This window comes from Streptomyces sp. YJ-C3 (assembly GCF_053891275.1).
This window is the reverse complement of sequence record NZ_CM132685.1, coordinates 610,359-628,575: the sequence shown is the minus strand read 5'-3', so window position 1 is coordinate 628,575 and position 18,217 is coordinate 610,359. Positions and strand designations below refer to the sequence as shown.

The window sequence follows — 18,217 nt, the reverse complement described above, 5'->3', positions numbered from 1 at the left end:
ACCAGGCGGCAGAAAGGCGAGGGCACCGTGCCACAGAAGGCCACGGTTCCCGGCACCCCCGGCACCCGCCCGGGCTACGGACAGCTGCTCCGCACCCGCGGCGCCTGGACGTTCCTGCTCCCCGGCTTCGCGGCACGCCAGCCGTTCGCGATGCTGACCATCTCCATCGTGCTGCTCGTGCAGCACACCACCGGCTCGTACGGGACCGCGGGGGCGGTCTCCGCGACGACCGGTGTCTCCATGGCGCTGTTCGCGCCCTACGGAGGCAAGCTGGCCGACCGCTTCGGGCAGCGGGCCGTCCTGCTGCCCGGCGTCCTCGTGCACGCCGCCTCCGGGCTCACGCTGACCGTGCTGGCCCTGTCCGGGGCCCCCACGTGGACGCTGTTCCTCGCGGCGGTGCCGACCGGCGCCTCCACACCGCAGGTCGGGCCCATGGTGCGCGCCCGCTGGGGCGTCAAGCTCCAGGGCTCGCCCCTGATGCAGACCGCGGCGGCCTTCGAGTCGGTCACCGACGAGTTCACGTTCGTGCTCGGCCCGCTGTTCGCCACCGCCCTGTGCACCGGCGTCAACCCGGCCGCGGGTCTGCTCACGGAGGCAGCGCTCACCCTCGTCGGCGGCCTGCTGTTCGCCGCCCAGAAGGGCACGCAGCCCACGCCGTCGGCCCGCTCCCTCGAAGGGCACGCGCGCGTGGAGCACGCTTCCGCGCTCCGCGTCCCCGGCGTGCGGGTCCTGATCGTGACGTTCCTCGGCATCGGCTCCGTCTTCGGCGGCATGCAGGTCTCGCTCGCCGCCTACACGGAGGCGATCGGCGAGCCCGGCCTGAACGGTGTCCTCTACGGAACCTTCGCCGCCGGCAACATGCTCTCCGGCATCGTCTGCGGCGCCATCGCCTGGAAGGTGGCCCCGCAGCGCCGCCTGCTCGTCGGTTACACGGCCCTGGCCCTGACCGCGTCCGGCCTGTGGGCGGCGCAGTCCGTGCTGCTGCTCGCCGGGCTCGGCCTGCTGGTCGGCGTCTGCATCGCGCCCGCCCTGATCACCGGCTACACCCTCGTCGAGACGATCGTCCCGGCGAGCTCCCGCACGGAGGCATTCACCTGGCTGACCGGCGCGGTCGCGCTCGGCCAGGCCGCCGCCGTGACGGTCGCCGGACAGTTGGAGGACCGCTTCTGGGACGGCGCCGGATTCCTGGTCCCGATGGGCGGCACGGTGCTGGCCCTGGGGGTCATGTTCCTGCTGCGGTCGAGGCTCGTGCCGCCGTCCCTGGGACGGACCGTGGCGCGTGGCGTCGGTCACCGCGTGCCGGTGGCAGTGGACTGATCTCGCGGAATAGGTCACTATGGAGCGTCGTTAGCACTCATCGAGTGAGAGTGCCAGGAGGAAGACACAGTGCCGACTTACCAGTATCAGTGCACCGAGTGCGGCGAGGGCCTCGAGGCGGTGCAGAAGTTCACCGACGACGCCCTGACCGAGTGCCCCAACTGCGGTGGCCGCCTGAAGAAGGTCTTCTCGGCTGTCGGCATCGTCTTCAAGGGCTCGGGCTTCTACCGCAATGACAGCCGCGGCTCCTCGTCGAGCAGCAGCCCGGCGTCGTCGTCCTCGAAGTCGGCCTCGTCGTCCTCCGAGTCGAAGTCGTCGTCCTCGGACAGCACGTCGTCCTCGTCGAGTGCGTCGAGCTCGTCCGGTTCGTCGGCCTCCAGCTCCTCGAGTTCCTCCAGCTCGTCGTCCGCCGCCTAGGCGCGACCTTCCGCGAGACGTCTTACGAGACCCTGTCGTCCCCGACGGCAGGGTCTTTGGCGTCGGCCGCCTTGGCTACTGTGCTGACCATGGCGACCAACACGAACACACAGGCCGACGCCGAGATCGGCGTGATCGGCGGCTCCGGCTTCTACTCCTTCCTGGACGACGTGACCGAGGTCCAGGTGGACACCCCCTACGGGCCCCCGAGCGACTCGCTCTTCCTCGGCGAGGTCGCCGGCCGCCGGGTCGCCTTCCTGCCCCGGCACGGCCGCGGCCACCATCTGCCGCCGCACCGCATCAATTACCGCGCCAATCTGTGGGCGCTGCGCTCGGTGGGGGTGCGCCAGGTCCTCGGGCCGTGCGCGGTGGGCGGGCTCCGGCCGGAGTACGGGCCGGGGACGCTGCTGGTCCCGGACCAGTTCGTGGACCGTACGAAGTCCCGGGCGCAGACCTACTTCGACGGGCTGCCGCTGCCGGACGGCACCGTGCCGAACGTCGTGCACGTCTCCCCCGCCGACCCGTACTGCCCGGTGGGCCGCAAGGTCGCCGTGAAGGCCGCGCAGGGCAAGGACTGGGAGCCGGTCGACGGCGGGACGCTCGTCGTGGTCGAGGGCCCGCGCTTCTCGACCCGCGCCGAATCGCGCTGGCACGCCGCGATGGGCTGGTCGGTGGTGGGCATGACCGGGCACCCCGAGGCGATGCTCGCCCGTGAACTGGAGCTCTGCTACACGTCGTTGACCCTCGTCACGGACCTCGACGCGGGAGCCGAGAGCGGTGAGGGCGTCTCGCACGACGAGGTGCTCAAGGTGTTCGCGGCGAATGTGGACCGGCTGCGGACCGTGCTGTTCGACGCGGTCGCGGGGCTGCCGACGAGCGGCGAGCGGGACTGTCTGTGCGCGGGCGCGCTCGGCGGGATGGACCCGGGGATCCGGCTGCCGTGACCACACCCCTGACATAACTACCCGTCCGGGTGAGGGAGTTGTCCACAACCCGGCGGTAGTGCACGGGGCTCAGCGGGATCCGGCGGGGAGGCGGATCGTGGTCGGCGAGACGGGCGCGGTGCCCGTCCGTTCCGACGCGACCCGCAGGCGGTGACGACCGTGTCCTCGAGCCTTCCCCCGGCCCGGACGACTTCCCCGGCCCAGCTCAGCACTCCCCCGACGTCCGAGGTGCCCTCCTTCCCTCCCGTGCGCGTACGCGGCGCGCGATGGCGGCCCGGGCGTGCGGGGCGGCACCGGCGCGGCCCCGTCGTGGCGGCGGGCCTCGCCCTGGCCGCGGCGGCGCTGACGGCCGCGGTGCCCTCGTCCGGCACGGGCCGCGGGCCCGAGCGGGCGGAGACGGAGGCCGAGGCGCCGCCAGGCGCGCGGGCGCGCGGGCCCGCCGTGACGGTGTCGGCGCCGGTCCGGATCGCGGACGCGGGGGCGGTGCGGCTGTTGCGGCCCGGCGACCGGGTGGACGTGGTGGCGGCGCGGGCGGACGGCCGGCCCGGGGTGCGGGTCCTCGCGTCCGGGGCGCGGGTGACGTCCGTGCCGGAGGAGGAGACACCGTCCGGGCAGCCGGGCGAAACCGCGGCGGCGGGCGGGTCGTTGGTGGTGCTGTCGGTGGCGCGCGGTACGGCCGCGCGGCTCGCGGGCGTCGGAGCCACTTCGCGGCTGGCGGTGACTCTGTGGTGACGTACGTCTCGTCAAGTCCCTCGATCGAGTTACCGAATTGGACAGGTCTGACCCACGCTGTCGTAAGTTGCGAAGTCGTTTGCTCCGCAATCTGCACGCGTGAAAAGAGGCCTTCTGGTGAGCGAGAAGAACGAACCGGGTGTGTGGGAGGGCTTCAAGTCCTTCCTCATGCGCGGCAATGTGATCGACCTTGCGGTCGCGGTGGTCATCGGCGCCGCGTTCACCAACATCGTGAACGCGGTCGTGAAGGGGGTCATCAACCCGCTGGTCGGCGCCTTCGGCACCAAGGACCTCGATGGCTACACGTCCTGCCTGAAGGCCCCGTGCACGGGCGATCAGGGCATCCAGATCATGTGGGGCTCGGTGCTCAGCGCCGTCCTGAGCTTCGTCATCACGGCGGCCGTCGTGTACTTCCTGATGGTCATGCCGATGGCGAAGTACCTCGCGCGCAAGGCCGCGCGGGACGCCGAGAAGGAAGGCGTGCAGGAGACCATCGAGGTCTCCGAGCTGGAGGTCCTCAAGGAGATCCGCGACGCGCTCGTGGCGCAGCGCGGCTCGGGGCACAGCGAGCCCTAGCGGCGCTTCACAGGTGGTGGGGCGGCTTCTCGTCGAGGAAGCGGGCCAGGTCGGCGGCGCTGTTGTCGCCGGCCGCCGGCCGCTCGCCCCACCCGCGGTCCGTGTCGTCGGCGGACTGCGCCGTCAGCGGATCGTCGAAGATCAGCGCGGCCTTCGGGTCGCGCGGCTCGGGGTCGGGGGCGGTACTCATGACTCCAGGGTACGTCGCGGGGGCGGGCCCTGGACCGGAGCGCGGCTCAGACCGCGGTGAGGCCGTGGGCCTCGAAGATCGACTTGGCGGCGGCGACCTGCTCGGGGGCGGGCGCGGGCGTGTCGTGCAGCGTGAAGGGCTTGCCGAGCGTCTCCCACTTCGCCTCGCCGAGCTTGTGGAAGGGCAGCACGTCGACCCGGGAGACGTTGCCCAGGGATCCGGCGAAGGCGGCGACGCCCTCGATGTTGGCGGGGTCGTCGGTCAGGCCGGGGACGAGCACGAAGCGCACCCAGACGTTCTTGCCGAGGTCGGCGAGGCGGTGCGCGAAGTCGAGGGTGGGCTGCAGCGGGCGCCCGGTGACCTTCTTGTAGGTGGCGCGGTCCCAGGACTTGATGTCGAGCAGGACCAGGTCGACGTCGCGCAGCAGGGCGTCGGTGGCGCGCACGCCGAGGAATCCCGAGGTGTCCAGGGCGGTGTGCAGGCCCAGTTCGTGCTTGAGGCGGTGCAGGAGTTCACCGGCGAAGACGGGCTGGAGGAGCGGTTCGCCGCCGCTGATGGTGGCGCCGCCGCCGGCGGCCTCGATGAACCGGGTGTACTTGGCGGCCTCCGCGACGATCGCGTCGGCCGAGGTCCGCTTGCCGTTGCGCATCCGCCAGGTGTCGGGGTTGTGGCAGTACAGGCAGGTGAGCGGGCAGCCGGAGAGGAACGTCACGAAGCGTGTGCCCGGCCCGTCGACGCCGGTCGACAGGTCCCAGGAGTGCACGGAGCCCTCGGTGGGGCGGTGCGTCGCGGCGGCGGCCGGGGTGGCGGCGTCGTTCGCGCTCAGGTTCTGGGTGAGCAGCACGGTCATGGCAGGGCTCCTCGAACTACACGGATTACTCGGATTACTCGGATTACGCGGACTACGGGGTCTGGACGGGGAGTTCGCGGTGCCCGGGGCCGGGGTGAGGGCCCGGCCCCGGGGCCGCGGTTCAGCGGGGGCTCACAGCGAGCCGTGAAAGGTGCGGTTGATGACGTCCAGCTGCTGCTCGCGCGTCAGGCGGACGAAGTTCACCGCGTATCCGGAGACCCGGATGGTCAGCTGCGGGTAGTTCTCCGGGTGGTCCATGGCGTCCTCGAGGGTCGCCTTGTCGAGGACGTTGACGTTCATGTGGAAGCCGTTGCTGGCCGTGAAGCCGTCGAGCACGCCGGAGAGGTTGCCGATCCGCTCCTCGGGGGTGCGGCCCAGGGCGTCCGGGGTGATCGTGTTGGTCAGCGAGATGCCGTCCTCGGCGTCGTCGTAGGGCAGCTTGGCGACCGACAGGGCGGAGGCGATGTACCCGTGCTCGTCGCGCCCGTTCATCGGGTTGGCGCCGGGGGCGAACGGGGTGCCGGCGCGGCGGCCGTCCGGGGTGTTGCCGGTCTTCTTGCCGTAGACGACGTTCGAGGTGATGGTCAGCACGGACTGGGTGTGGACCGCGTCGCGGTACGTCGGGTGCTTGCGGACCTTCTCCATGAAGCCGTGGACGATGGACTTGGCGATGTCGTCGGCCCGGTCGTCGTTGTTGCCGTAGGCCGGGTAGTCGCCCTCGATCTCGTAGTCGACGGCGAGGCCGGTCTCGTCGCGGATCACCTTGACCTTGGCGTGCTTGATCGCCGAGAGGGAGTCCGCGGCGACCGAGAGGCCCGCGATGCCGCACGCCATGGTGCGCAGGATCTCCTGGTCGTGCAGGGCCATCTCGATGCGCTCGTAGGCGTACTTGTCGTGCATGTAGTGGATGACGTTGAGGGCGTGCACGTACGTCCTGGCCAGCCAGTCGAGCATCCCGTCGTACTGCCGGGCGACGGTCTCGTAGTCGAGGACGTCGCCCTCGACGGGCTCGAAGCCCTCGACGACGCGCTTGCCGGTCTTCTCGTCGCGGCCGCCGTTGATCGCGTACAGGAGTGCCTTGGCGACGTTGACGCGGGCGCCGAAGAACTGCATCTGCTTGCCCACGGCCATCGCGGAGACGCAGCAGGCGATGGCGGTGTCGTCGCCGTACTTGGGGCGCATCAGGTCGTCGGACTCGAACTGGAGGGCCGAGGTGTCGATGGCGACCTGGGAGGCGAAGTCCTTGAAGCCCTTGGGGAGGTCGCGCGACCAGAAGACCGTCAGGTTCGGCTCGGGGGCCGGGCCGAGGTTGTAGAGGGTCTGCAGGGCGCGGAAGGTGGTGCGGGAGACGAGCGGGCGACCGTCCTCGCCGATGCCGGCCATCGACCAGGTGACCCAGGTGGGGTCGCCGGAGTAGAGGTCGTTGTACTCGGGGGTGCGCAGGAAGCGGACGATGCGGAGCTTGATGACGAAGTCGTCGATGAACTCCTGGGCCTGCTCCTCGGTGATGAGGCCGGCCTCGATGTCCCGCTGGAGGTAGATGTCGAGGAAGTTGTCGATGCGGCCGATCGACATGGCCGCGCCGTTCTGCTCCTTCACGGCGGCGAGGTAGGCGAAGTACAGCCACTGGACGGCTTCGCGGCCGGTGGTGGCCGGGCCGGAGAGGTCGTAGCCGTAGGCCATGGCCATCGACTTGAGCTCGTTCAGCGCCTTGATCTGCTCGGAGATCTCCTCGCGGTCGCGGATCACGTGCTCGGTGGGCCATTCGGCGGCGAGCTTGTCCTTGTCGGCCTGCTTGGCGGCGATGAGCCGGTCGACGCCGTAGAGGGCGACGCGGCGGTAGTCGCCGATGATGCGGCCGCGGCCGTAGGCGTCGGGCAGGCCGGTGATGATGCCGGAGGAGCGGCAGGCGCGGATCTCGGGGGTGTAGGCGTCGAAGACGCCCTCGTTGTGGGTCTTGCGGAGGTGGGTGTAGATCTCGCGGACCTCGGGGTCGGCCTCGTAGCCGTAGGCGTTGAGGGCGCCCTCGACCATCCGCCAGCCGCCGTTCGGCATGATCGCGCGCTTGAGGGCGCCGTCGGTCTGGAGGCCGACGATGAGGTCCTGGTGGTCCTTGGCGTCGCCGTCGATGTAGCCGGGCTTGAAGGCGTCGATGCGGGACGGGGTCTTCGCGTCGACGTCGTAGATGCCGCGCTCGATCTCCGTCGGGAACATCGAGAGGAGCTTGTCCCACACGGCGGTGGTGCGCTCGGTCGGGCCGGCGAGGAAGGCGCCGTCGCCCTCGTAGGGGGTGTAGTTCTGCTGGACGAAGTCGCGGACGTCGATGGCGTCCCGCCACAGGCCCCCCTTGAAGCCGTCCCAGGCCTCGCCGTGCGTCGTCTTTTCCGCGGGAGTGGCAGTCATCGCCGACACCTTCCCCATCTCTTCGACCGGTTGGTTGCTACGTATTCATTGGACTCCCGGCGGGCCGGTCCGGGGGGCCGCATTGGTCCCGAGTTCGGGACCAATGGGCCTTGTTGCGGACCGAAACCGACCGGGTTTGCCGCTCTGACCTGGGGTTTCCTTCGGGACTTTCGACCCAAGTTCGCTTGTGAACGCATTCACAAGAATTTCGTCGAATTCCCGTGGTACAGGTCGCGCGGGAGGGGGGCCCGGGACGTCCCGGGCCGGGAATCAGCTCGGGGACTCGGCGCCCTTGCGGGCGTAGAACCACCAGCAGACGACGACGCACGTGGCGTAGAAGCCCACGAAGCACCACAGGGCGCTGGTCACCGCGAAGTTGGCGAACATCGCGGGGATGAAGAAGAAGCCGTACGCGGCGATCGCCGAGGTGAAGCCGGTGACGGCGCCGGACTCCATCTCCGACTGCTTCAGCGCCTTCGTGTACTCGGGCGTGCCCTCGGTCAGGCCCTTCAGGTGCTGCCCGCGGAAGATCACGGGGATCTGGCGGAACGTGGAGCCGTTGCCGATGCCGCTGAAGAAGAAGGCCAGGTAGAAGCAGACGAGGAAGCCCCAGAAGGAGCCGCCCGCACCGTTCGAGGGCATGAAGTTGATGACGCCGATGATCGAGGCGGCCATGCCGACGAACGAGATGATCGTGACGCGCGCGCCGCCCAGCTTGTCGCCGAGCCAGCCGCCGCCCCAGCGGGCGAGGGCGCCGACGGCCGGGCCGATCCAGGCGTAGGTGGCGGCCGTGTAGGAGGCGTCGATGGGGGTCCACGTGGTCTTGATCAGCATCGGCAGGGCGGCCGCGAAGCCGATGAAGGAGCCGAAGGTGCCGACGTAGAGCCAGGTCATCAGCCAGTTGTGCTTGCGCTTGAAGATGACCTTCTGCTGCTTGAACGGGGTGGAGGCGACCTTCAGGTCGTTCTGGCCGAACCAGGCGACGACGGCGAGGACGACCAGGACGGGGACCCACAGGAACGCGGCGTTCTGCAGGTAGACGGGGGTGCCGTCGGCCTTGTGCTGGGCGGAGCCGAGGGCGATCACCGAGCTGGTGATGACGATCGGGGTGAGCAGCTGGACGACGGAGACGCCGAGGTTGCCGAGGCCGCCGTTGATGCCGGTGGCGTTGCCCTTCTCGCGCTTGGGGAAGAAGAAGCCGATGTTGGCGAGGGAGGAGGCGAAGTTGGCGCCGCCGAAGCCGCAGAGCGCGGCGATGGCGACCATCACGGCGTACGGGGTGCCCGTGTTCTGCACGGCGAAGCCGAGCCAGATCAGCGGGACCACCAGGACCAGGGTGGACAGCGCGGTGAAGCGGCGCTGGCCGATGCGCGGGCCGAGGAAGGTGTAGAAGATCCGGGCCGTGCCGCCGGTGAGGCCGGGGACGGCCGTCAGCCAGAACAGCTGCGAGGTGGAGAAGCTGAAGCCGACGTCGGCCAGGTTCGTGGCGGTGACGCTCCACACCTGCCACACCACGAAGGCGACGAGCAGAGCGGGGACGGCGATCCACAGGTTGCGGGTGGCGACCCGCTTGCCCACGGACTTCCAGAACAGTTCGTTCTCGGGTTCCCAGTCGGTGATGGCCCGGCCGGGCCGGTACTGCTGGGGATCGTAGGAACGGGTGACGTCGTCGACCACGGCGGCGTCCCGGACGGCAGGACTCATGGCGTGTTCCTGGTGGTGAGGAGGGTTTTCCTTGCCTCTCCAGATTCGCGCCGGGATAAAGGCGGCGTCAGAGGCGTTGGTCGCGCCTCGACCGCCCCAAAGGCACGGGTCGTGGCGCGACCAAGGTCCCCCGGCTCACCCGGTGGCGGGGATCTCGTGGACGGCCAGGCGCACCGACGGGTCGTCCAGGCACTGTCCCGTGCGCAGGTCGAACTCCTGCTTGTGCATCGGCGAGGCCACGACGGGGGCGCCGTCGCGGGTGCCCATGATCCCGTTCGCGATGACGTCGGCGCCGGAGAACGGGTCGCGGTCGTCGACGGCGTAGACGGTGCCGGCGGTGTCCTTGAAGAGGGCTGCGCCGGTCCCGTCGGGCAGTACGGCGGGGCGCCCGCGGCCCGGCTCCAGGAAGGCCGGGTCGGCGTCGAAGCGCTCGAAGCGGGCGAGCGCGGCCGGGTCGTCGAGGACGGCCTGCCACTCGTCGCGGTAGGCGGCGACGTGCCGGTCCATCTGGGCTTCCAGTTCGGCGCAGAGGCCGAGGGAGTCGTCGACGAGCACGGAGGTGAGGTGGTCGAGGCCGCCGATGCGCTCGAACCAGGGGGCGGTGCGCTCCAGGCGTTCGCCGGTGCGCACGTAGTACATGAGGAACCGGTCGGTCAGGCGCAGGAGTTCGTCCCGGGACAGGTCGGTGGCGAGGAGGTCGGCGTGGCGGGGGTTCGTGCCGCCGTTGCCGCAGACGTAGAGGTTCCAGCCGCCGGCGGTGGCGATGACGCCGATGTCCTTGCCGCGGGCCTCGGCGCATTCGCGCAGGCAGCCGGAGACGCCGCCCTTGATCTTGTGCGGGGTGCGCAGTCCGCGGTAGCGCAGCTCCAGGTCGATGGCGAGCTGCACGGAGTCGCCCTGTCCGAACCGGCAGAACTTCGAGCCGACGCAGGACTTCACGGTGCGCAGCGACTTGCCGTAGGCCTGCCCGGACTCCAGCCCGACGGCGATCAACCGGCGCCAGATGGCGGGCAGTTGTTCCTTCTGCGCGCCGAACAGGTCGATGCGCTGACCTCCGGTGATCTTCGTGTAGAGGCCGTGGTCGCGGGCGACCTCGCCGATCGCGATGAGCTGTTCGGCGGAGATCTCGCCGCCGGGGACGCGTGGGACGACGGAGTAGGTGCCGTCCTTCTGGAGGTTGGCGAGGAAGAGGTCGTTGGAGTCCTGGAGGGCGGCCTGTTCGCCCTGGAGGATGTGGGTGAGGCCGAGTTCGGGGGCGAGGGTGCCGAGGATGTTGGCGACGACCGGCTTGCAGACGGCGCAGCCGTCGGCGGCGCCCGCGGCACCGCTGCCGTGGGCCGCGATCAGCTCGGCGTAGGAGGTGAGGCGTTCGGCGCGGATCGTCTCGTAGAGCTCGGCGCGGGTCAGCGCGAAGTGTTCGCACAGGCCGCGCGCGACCTCGACCCCGGCGGCGGCGAGTTCGGCGTCGAGGACGGCTTGGAGCGTGCCCGCGCAGCCGCCGCAGCCCGTGCCCGCCTTGGTGCAGCGCTTGATGCCGCCGATATCGGTGAGCCCTTCGGTGGCGACGGCCTCCCGGACGGCGGCCTTGGTGACGTTGTGGCAGCTGCACACGACGGCGTCGTCGGGCAGGGCGTCGGCCCCGGGGGCGGCGGCCCCCTCGCCGGTGGCCGGGAGGATGTACGCCTCCGGGGAGGCCGGGAGCGTGCGGCCCGCGTGCGGCTTGAGCGTCCCGTACGCGTCGGCGTCGCCGACCAGGATGCCGCCGAGGAGCCGGCCGTCGGGGCCGAGGACGAGCTTCTTGTAGACGCCCTCGCGGGTGTCGGAGAAGACGACCGCCATCGCGTCGCCGCCCTCGCCGTCGTGGGCGAACGGGTCGCCGAAGGAGGCCACGTCGGCGCCGAGGAGCTTGAGTTTGGTGGAGGTGTCGGCGCCGGTGAAGGTGGTGGTGCCGGTGCCCGCGAGGGCGTCGGCGGCGGCCTCGGCCATCTGGTAGCCGGGCGCGACCAGGCCGTAGACCCGGCCGTCGGCGGTCTGGGCGCACTCGCCGATCGCGTAGATGTACGGGTCCGTGGTGCGGCAGTGCCGGTCGACGACGACGCCGCCGCGGTCGCCCACGGCGAGGCCGGCCTCGCGGGCGAGGCGGTCGCGGGGCCGGACACCGGCCGAGAAGACGACGACGTCGGCGCCCAGGGTGCGGTCGTCGGTGAGGTGCAGGGCGCGGGCGAAGCCGTCGGCGTCGGTCTCGACGGCGCGGGCGCCGACGCCGGTGTGCACGGCCACGCCCATCGACTCGATGGTGGCGCGCAGTGCGGCGGCGCCGCCTTCGTCGACCTGCAGCGGCATCAGGCGCGGGGCGAACTCGACGACGTGGGTGTCCAGGCCGAGGGTGCGCAGGGCGCCGGCCGCCTCCAGTCCGAGGAGTCCGCCGCCGATGACGACGCCGGTGCGCTTGTCGTCGTGGGAGGCGTACGCGGTGAGGGACTCGACGTCGTACAGGGTGCGATAGGTGAAGCAGCCGGGGGCGTCGGCGCCGTCGATGGGCGGGACGAAGGGGTAGGAGCCGGTGGCCAGGACGAGGGCGTCGTAGGACACGGCGGCGCCGGAGGTGGTGGTGACGGTGCGGGTGGCGGTGTCGATGTGCTCGGCCGGGTCGCCCAGGCGCAGGTCGATGCCGTGCCGTTCGATGAACTCGGGGGTGGAGAGGGCGAGTTCGGCGGGGTCCGCGCCGGTGAAGGCGGAGGAGAGGTGGACGCGGTCGTAGGCGGGCCGGTCCTCCTCGGCGAGGACGGTGACGTGCCAGGTCGTGAGGGCGCCGCGGTCCGCGAGGAGCTGGAGGAGGTGGTGGCCGACCATGCCGTGGCCTATGAGTACCAAGTGGTGGGGCATGGGGCGCGCTCCGGGGGTGCGGGGGTCTGCGTGATCGACGTGTTCGACGGTAGGCGTGAAGTCGGCGTCCATTGCGCCGCTTTGGGCCCCTGGGGAAGGGACCTGTGGCCCTGGCGCGGGGAGCGTTGGTCCCCGCGGCTCCGCGGTCGGGGTTCCGGGGGCGGCGGCCCGGCGTCGGCGGCCGCCGGGCCCGCTCCGCGGCTCGGGGCGGCGGACCGCCCGGCGCTCTCGGGACCAACGACCCGCGTGGTCGGGGCTTGTGGCGTACTGCGGCCGGTGGCGGCGGGCGTAGCGTCGAGGTCAGCGGGCTGCCCCCGACCACAGCGCAGTCCGCGCGACGCGGCTTCCGGGGCGCGGGGTGCGCGACACCACCCCGCGTTCCGGGCCCGCTCGCCCCCCTGAGGAACGACCTCTCGGGGAGAGCTCTTGGAGAGCCCCCTGAGGGAGCTTCTGGGGCCCCTGGAGCGCCAGGCCGATCGGAGTCGTCCGTCATGTCTCTCGTTCTCGCCGTGCACGGCAGTGCGCTGCCCGCCGCCGGTGCCACCGTGGGCCGGCTGTGCGACGCGGTCGAGACGCGGCTCGGGGTACGCCCGACGGTCGGCCATCTGGACCATCAACTGCCCGCGCTGAAGAGCGTGTTGGCAGCTCGGGCGGCGGATCGTGCCGGGACCGTCGTCGTGCCGCTGCTGCTCGGGGACGGCTTCCACCGCACCGTCGACATCCCGGCCGTCGTCGCCGCGCACGGCGGGCCCCGGTGTGTCCTGACGTCGAGCCTGAGCGGGGCGCCCGAGATCGACGCGGCGCTGGACGGGCGGCTGGGCGCGGCCGAGGCGGGCGCGGGCGTGGACTCGATCGTGTTCGCGGCCGCCGGTTCGTCGCGGCCCGGCGGGAACAGCGGGGCGCTGCTCGCCGCCCGACGGCTCGCCGAGCGGCGGCCGGGGACGCCCGTGGTCACCGCGTACTGCTCCGCGGCCGAGCCGACCGTGCCCGAGGCGCTGGCCCGGCTCAGGGCAGCGGGGCACCGGCGGATCGGGGTCGTGACGCATCTGCTGGCGCCGGGCCGGTTCAGCGAGGCGCTGCGCGCGGTCCCCGCCGAGCTGGTCACCGCGCCGCTCGCCGATCATCCGGCCGTCGCCGACCTCGTCGTACGCCGATACCGGGAGGCATCGGACGGACAGCCGCCGCTCGCGTCCCGCGCCGCGCGCCGGTTCGCGCGCGTCGCCGCCTGATCTGCTGTCCTGGGCGCATGACGCCCACGCCCGACACCCCTGCCGCACCCGCCCCGGATGCCGCGCACCCGCACTCCCCCTCGCACCGCTCCCCCGTGCGCCGCATGAAGGAGCGGGGGCGGCACGAGGAGCACCGCGTCGCGTCGCCGCTGGAGCTGTTCTTCGACCTGTGTTTCGTCGTGGCGGTGGCGCAGGGCGGCGCGGAGCTGGTGCACGCGGTCGCCGAGGGGCACACGGGCAGCGGTCTGGTCGACTACGCGCGGGTCTTCTTCGCGATCTGGTGGGCCTGGATGAACTTCACCTGGTTCGCCTCGGCGTACGACAACGACGACGTGATCTACCGGGTCGTCACGCTCGTCCAGATCGCGGGTGTGCTGGTGCTCGCGGCCGGGGTCTCGCGGTCCTTCGCCGACGAGTTCACGGTGGTCTGGCTCGGCTACCTGATCATGCGGCTGGCCATGGCGGCGCACTGGCTGCGCGCGGCGCGGTCGACGAGCGGGGCCGAGCGGACGGTCGCGCTGCGGTACGCGGCCGGGGTACTGCTGTGCCAGGTCGGCTGGCTGGGCCTGATGTTCACGCCGTCGGCGGCACGGAACTGGGTGTTCCTGGCGATGGCGATCCTGGAGATGTGCGTACCGGTGTTCGCGGAGAGGCACCGGCAGACGTCCTGGCATCCGCACCACATCTCCGAGCGGTACGGCCTGTTCACGATCATCGTGCTCGGCGAGACGATCGCGGCGGCGACGGTCGCGGTGAAGTCCGGCATCGAGGAGAACGACGCGCTCGGTGAGCTGCTGCCCATCGCGGCGGGCGGGCTGCTCATCGTGTTCGCGGCGTGGTGGATCTATTTCGCGGTGCCGATCCACGACCGGCTGCGCAGCAACCGGCAGGCGTTCCTGTGGGGTTACGGCCACTACTTCGTCTTCGCGTCGGCGGCGGCGATCGGCGCGGGCCTCGAGGTCGCGGTCGAGCAGGCGGTCGGCGAGGCGCACCTGTCCACCCTGGCGGCGGCCGCGGCGGTGACGATCCCCTCGGCGGTGTTCCTGCTGATGGTGTGGGCGCTGCACGCGCGGTACTTCAAGGTGGGCGTGGCGCAGCAACTGACGCTGCCGGTGGCCGCGTTGCTGGTGCTCGGCTGCACGTTCGCCGGGCACTGGGCGGTGCTCGCGGCGGGGCTCGTGACGGCGCTCGCGGTGGCGGCCGGGGTGACGCTGTCGGCCGTGAGCGCGCGGCCGGCCCGCACCTCGCACGCGTAGACCCACTCGCGCCGGCCGGCGCCCACGCCCGCGTGACCGGGACAACTCCCGTGGTACGCATGACACATGACGACGTACAACGACGCCCTCACCGACGTCGCGGGGCTGCGGGTCGGCCACGCCACCCGCGCCGGTGACGGCTTTCTGACCGGCACCACCGTCGTGCTCGCCCCCGAGGGCGGCGCGGTCACCGCCGTCGACGTGCGGGGCGGCGGCCCCGGCACCCGGGAGACCGACGCGCTCGACCCGCGCAATCTGGTGCAGCGCATCGAGGCGATCGTGCTGACCGGCGGCAGCGCGTACGGGCTCGACTCGGCGTCCGGCGTGATGGCCTGGCTGGAGGAGCAGGGCCGCGGGGTCCCGGTGGCCGGGCCCGGGCGGGTCGTCCCGGTGGTGCCCGCGGCCTGCGTCTTCGACCTCGGCCGGGGCGGCGACTGGCAGGCCCGTCCCGACGCCGCCACGGGCCGCGCCGCGGTGGAGGCGGCCGCGGCGACGGACCTCGGCGCGCCCGTGCCGGAGGGCAATGTGGGGGCGGGCACCGGCGCGCTCGTCGGCAGCGTGCGCGGCGGCATCGGCACCGCGTCCACCGTGCTCGGCTCGGGGATCACGGTGAGCGCGCTCGTCGTCGCCAACGCGGCGGGTTCGGCGCTGGACCCGGCGACCGGGGCGCTGTACGGGGAGTTCTTCACGGGGCGCGGCCCGGTGACGTATCCGGCCCCCGAGGTGCACGAGGCGGCGGGCCGGCGGATCGCGGACGCGGCGGCGGCGAACGGTCCGGCGCCGCTCAACACCACGCTGGCCGTCGTCGCCACCGACGCCGAGCTCAGCCGCGCCCAGGCGCAGAAGGTCGCGGGCACCGCGCACGACGGCATCGCGCGCGCCGTGCGCCCGGTGCATCTGCTCAACGACGGCGACACGGTCTTCGCCCTCGCCACCGGGGCCCGGGCGCTGGACGCGGCGAACCCGCTGGCGCTCAACGAGATCCTCGCGGCGGGTGCGGACCTGGTGACGCGGGCGATCGTGCGGGCCGTACGGGCGGCCGGGTCGGTGTCGGGTTCCGGTTCCGGCGGGTCGTACTTCTCCTACGGAGACCTGTACGGGACGGGCACGTCACCAGCGGCGTCGTAGCGGAACAGCCCGCTGTGGCTGCGCTCACACCGGCCCGGCGGAACCCCGCCGGGCCTCTCGCGCTCTCACCACGTACCGGAGGAAATACCTGCAACACCCCAGAAGGAGCAGACCGTGAGAAGGCAGAACATAGCCGTCACCTGCGCCACTCTCGCCCTCGGCGCGCTCACCCTCACGGCCTGCAGCGGCAGCGCGAACGCCGAGAACAAGAACGGCGACGGCGCCAAGGACGCCCCGCGGATCACGATCTCCGCCAAGGACGGCTCCACCGGCGCCTCCATCAACGCGACCGGCGTCACGGTCCGCGACGGCCGCCTCACCGACGTGAAGATGACCGAGTCCGCGTCCGGCGACCAGGTCCCGGGCACCATCTCGGCGAACGGCGCGACCTGGAAGCCGAAGGGGCAGCTGGAGCGCGGCACCAAGTACCGCCTCTCCGCGACCGCCAAGGACGGGGACGGGCACACGGCCGCCGCCAACTCGATCTTCACGACGGTCTCCAGCGCGCACAGCTTCATCGGCACGTACACGCCGGACAACGGCACGACGGTCGGCGTGGGCATGCCGGTGTCGTTCACGTTCGACAAGGCGATCACCGACAAGAAGGCCGTGCAGTCGCACATCACGGTCACCTCCAGCAGCGGCCAGCAGGTCGTGGGCCACTGGTTCGGCGGGCAGCGCCTGGACTTCCGGCCGCAGGAGTACTGGAAGGCCGGCTCCAAGGTCACGATGAAGATCGCCCTGGACGGTGTCGAGGGCGCGGACGGCGTCCACGGCGTGCAGAACAAGACGGTCACCTTCACCGTCGGCCGCAAGCAGGTCTCCACGGTCGACGCGAACACGCAGAAGATGACGGTGGTGCGCGACGGGCAGACGGTCAAGACCGTCCCGGTCTCCACCGGCAGCGCCCAGCACCCGACCTACAACGGCCAGATGGTGATCTCCGAGAAGTTCGTCCAGACGCGGATGAACGGCTCGACGGTCGGCTTCGGCGGCGAGTACGACATCGCGGACGTGCCGCACGCGATGCGCCTGTCGCAGTCCGGGACGTTCATCCACGGCAACTACTGGAGCTCGCCGGGCATCTTCGGCGCCCAGGGCACGAGTCACGGCTGCGTGGGCATGCGTGACGTCAAGGGCGCGGGCGGCGACACGATCGCCAAGTGGTTCTACGACCACTCGCTCGTCGGCGACGTCGTGATCATGAAGAACTCGCACGACAGGACGATCGCGCCGGACAACGGCCTCAATGGCTGGAACATGAGCTGGAGCCAGTGGACGGCGGGCAGCGCCGCCTGACCTCGCCTTCCACGACGTGAGCCGCACGGGAACCTCCCGTGCGGCTCACGCGTTGTGCAGGTGGTTTCCCAAATCCGGTTCCCCGTTTGCGATTTCACGGACATGATGTCCGACCTAGGGGCTACGGTATGCACCCACAAGGTGACATGCAGCAATGCCGGGAGGTGCCTTGAGCGTTCCGCACGACTACGAATTCGACGCCGCGTCGTCCGCACCGTGCACGTCGTCCATGGCCCACACGTCGCCCGACGAGCACCTGGCCCGTCTCCTGGGCCGCGCGCTCAACTCCTTCGAACTGCCCGACGAGACCCTGCAGCTGGTCGACAGCGCGCTCGCGTACGCCAGCTCCCTGCACTCGGCCCACCACAGCGCGGGCCGGCACCGCGAGACGTACCGGCACACCTGGCTGCTCGTCGACGGCAGCCCGCTCACCTTGTGGGAGCTGGTCCACAACACCGGCCGGGACGGCGCCGCGGAGCACGAGGTCTACGTCACCGAGGAAGAGCTGCACCTGGCGACCGGGCGCCTGCCGCTGCCCCCGGAGGCCACCCCGGACTTCGATCTGCAGGCTCCCGTCGCCCCCGTGCAGCTCCCGGCGGTCCCGCCGGAGCGGCACCGCTTCGGTCCGGCCGACCCGGACAGTTCCGTGGACCACGCGCGCCGGCTGCTGCGCCGCGCGGAGAACCCGGACGCGGCGACCCGTCCGGGGCCGGGCACGGCACGGCTGCTGCGGGAGGCGTGCGCGCACCAGATCACGCAGGCGTTCGGCCGCCGCGTCAGCCAGGGATTCGCGCTGTACGAGCACGCGTTCCTGCTGCGTGACGGGGACGAGGTCAGTCTCTGGGAGGTCGAGCACACGGCGACGCCGGACGGTCGGCACATGTGCGAGGTGTATCTCACGCAGGAGGCGGCGCGCGCGGCGATCGAGCACCGGGCGGCGACGCGCCGGACGCGCGCCTGAGGCGCGTACCGCGAAGGACTGCGGAGCACGAGAAGGACTGTGAAGGACTGCGAAGGACTGCTGGGCGCCGGGCTTCAGCGTCGGCTGAACTGGCGCACCAGCCCGGCGAACGCGTCCTGTTCGTCGGCCGTCAGCGGGACCGACTCCACGGCGGGCGCCTGGGACTGGCCCGGGAGGGCGCCCAAGGGCAGGGTCCGCGGCTCGGGCGGGGCGAAGGCGACGACGCGCACCAGTCGGACCAGACCGACCACCCAGGCCACCGTGGCGACCGCGAGGATCGCCAGGCCTATCTGCTGAAGGATCGACACGTGCTCAGGCATGCGTC

Annotated in this window: 16 protein-coding genes; 10 read left to right on the top strand and 6 right to left on the bottom strand. The window is 71.6% G+C overall.

The features are described 5' to 3' along the window. Positions 1 to 27: 27 nt before the first annotated feature. The 5 genes from ACVHNB_RS02810 to mscL all read left to right on the top strand — a co-directional run bounded on the left by ACVHNB_RS02810 (position 28) and on the right by mscL (position 3,986). Positions 28 to 1,317, top strand: coding sequence for an MFS transporter (locus tag ACVHNB_RS02810; RefSeq protein ID WP_456227345.1), 1,290 nt, complete (start codon positions 28 to 30; stop codon positions 1,315 to 1,317). 69 nt (positions 1,318 to 1,386) lie between these two features. After that, a complete protein-coding gene (locus ACVHNB_RS02805) occupies positions 1,387 to 1,734 on the top strand; it encodes an FmdB family zinc ribbon protein (protein ID WP_456227344.1) in 348 nt (115 codons plus the stop codon). Positions 1,735 to 1,823: 89 nt separating this feature from the next. Then, positions 1,824 to 2,678 (top strand): S-methyl-5'-thioadenosine phosphorylase, encoded by an 855-nt coding sequence (locus tag ACVHNB_RS02800; RefSeq protein WP_428953022.1) that lies wholly within the window; start codon positions 1,824 to 1,826, stop codon positions 2,676 to 2,678. A gap of 246 nt (positions 2,679 to 2,924) precedes the next feature. Continuing rightward, complete coding sequence (locus ACVHNB_RS02795) at positions 2,925 to 3,410, top strand: RcpC/CpaB family pilus assembly protein (RefSeq protein WP_456227343.1); 486 nt, start codon at positions 2,925 to 2,927, stop codon at positions 3,408 to 3,410. Between the two features lie 117 nt (positions 3,411 to 3,527). Then, complete coding sequence (mscL, locus tag ACVHNB_RS02790) at positions 3,528 to 3,986, top strand: large conductance mechanosensitive channel protein MscL (RefSeq protein WP_428953024.1); 459 nt, start codon at positions 3,528 to 3,530, stop codon at positions 3,984 to 3,986. Positions 3,987 to 3,993: 7 nt separating this feature from the next. Here mscL and ACVHNB_RS02785 read toward each other — a convergent pair whose 3' ends face one another. The 5 genes from ACVHNB_RS02785 to nirB all read right to left on the bottom strand — a co-directional run bounded on the left by ACVHNB_RS02785 (position 3,994) and on the right by nirB (position 12,019). Continuing rightward, entirely contained in the window at positions 3,994 to 4,176 is a 183-nt protein-coding gene (locus ACVHNB_RS02785; RefSeq protein ID WP_428953025.1) for a hypothetical protein, read from the bottom strand. A gap of 46 nt (positions 4,177 to 4,222) precedes the next feature. After that, positions 4,223 to 5,026 (bottom strand): pyruvate formate-lyase-activating protein, encoded by an 804-nt coding sequence (pflA, locus tag ACVHNB_RS02780; protein ID WP_428953026.1) that lies wholly within the window; start codon positions 5,024 to 5,026, stop codon positions 4,223 to 4,225. Between the two features lie 132 nt (positions 5,027 to 5,158). Beyond that, positions 5,159 to 7,429 carry a formate C-acetyltransferase gene (gene pflB, locus ACVHNB_RS02775; protein WP_428953027.1) on the bottom strand — a complete coding sequence of 757 codons (2,271 nt, stop codon included), beginning with the start codon at positions 7,427 to 7,429 and terminating at the stop codon, positions 5,159 to 5,161. Between the two features lie 270 nt (positions 7,430 to 7,699). Next, positions 7,700 to 9,133 (bottom strand): NarK family nitrate/nitrite MFS transporter, encoded by a 1,434-nt coding sequence (locus ACVHNB_RS02770; protein WP_428953028.1) that lies wholly within the window; start codon positions 9,131 to 9,133, stop codon positions 7,700 to 7,702. A 135-nt stretch (positions 9,134 to 9,268) separates the two neighbouring features. Next, positions 9,269 to 12,019 (bottom strand): nitrite reductase large subunit NirB, encoded by a 2,751-nt coding sequence (gene nirB, locus ACVHNB_RS02765; protein ID WP_456227342.1) that lies wholly within the window; start codon positions 12,017 to 12,019, stop codon positions 9,269 to 9,271. Positions 12,020 to 12,510: 491 nt separating this feature from the next. On the opposite strand from nirB, the gene ACVHNB_RS02760 reads away from it, so the two are divergent. The 5 genes from ACVHNB_RS02760 (at position 12,511) to ACVHNB_RS02740 (ending at position 17,892) form a co-directional block, all read left to right on the top strand. Next, positions 12,511 to 13,248: a sirohydrochlorin chelatase gene (locus ACVHNB_RS02760; protein WP_456227341.1), complete on the top strand. Its 738-nt coding sequence runs from the start codon at positions 12,511 to 12,513 to the stop codon at positions 13,246 to 13,248. A 17-nt stretch (positions 13,249 to 13,265) separates the two neighbouring features. Then, entirely contained in the window at positions 13,266 to 14,504 is a 1,239-nt protein-coding gene (locus ACVHNB_RS02755; RefSeq protein WP_456227340.1) for a low temperature requirement protein A, read from the top strand. 66 nt (positions 14,505 to 14,570) lie between these two features. Continuing rightward, the gene (locus tag ACVHNB_RS02750) at positions 14,571 to 15,632 is read left to right on the top strand and encodes a P1 family peptidase (RefSeq protein WP_428953032.1); all 1,062 of its coding nucleotides are present in this window, start codon (positions 14,571 to 14,573) and stop codon (positions 15,630 to 15,632) included. Positions 15,633 to 15,746: 114 nt separating this feature from the next. Then, on the top strand, positions 15,747 to 16,931 hold the full coding sequence (locus ACVHNB_RS02745; RefSeq protein ID WP_428953033.1) for a L,D-transpeptidase: 1,185 nt from the start codon (positions 15,747 to 15,749) through the stop codon (positions 16,929 to 16,931). Between the two features lie 169 nt (positions 16,932 to 17,100). Further along, entirely contained in the window at positions 17,101 to 17,892 is a 792-nt protein-coding gene (locus ACVHNB_RS02740) for a DUF6227 family protein (RefSeq protein WP_456227339.1), read from the top strand. Positions 17,893 to 17,966: 74 nt separating this feature from the next. Here ACVHNB_RS02740 and ACVHNB_RS02735 read toward each other — a convergent pair whose 3' ends face one another. Then, the gene (locus ACVHNB_RS02735) at positions 17,967 to 18,212 is read right to left on the bottom strand and encodes a hypothetical protein (protein ID WP_428953035.1); all 246 of its coding nucleotides are present in this window, start codon (positions 18,210 to 18,212) and stop codon (positions 17,967 to 17,969) included. Between the last annotated feature and the right edge of the window lie 5 nt (positions 18,213 to 18,217).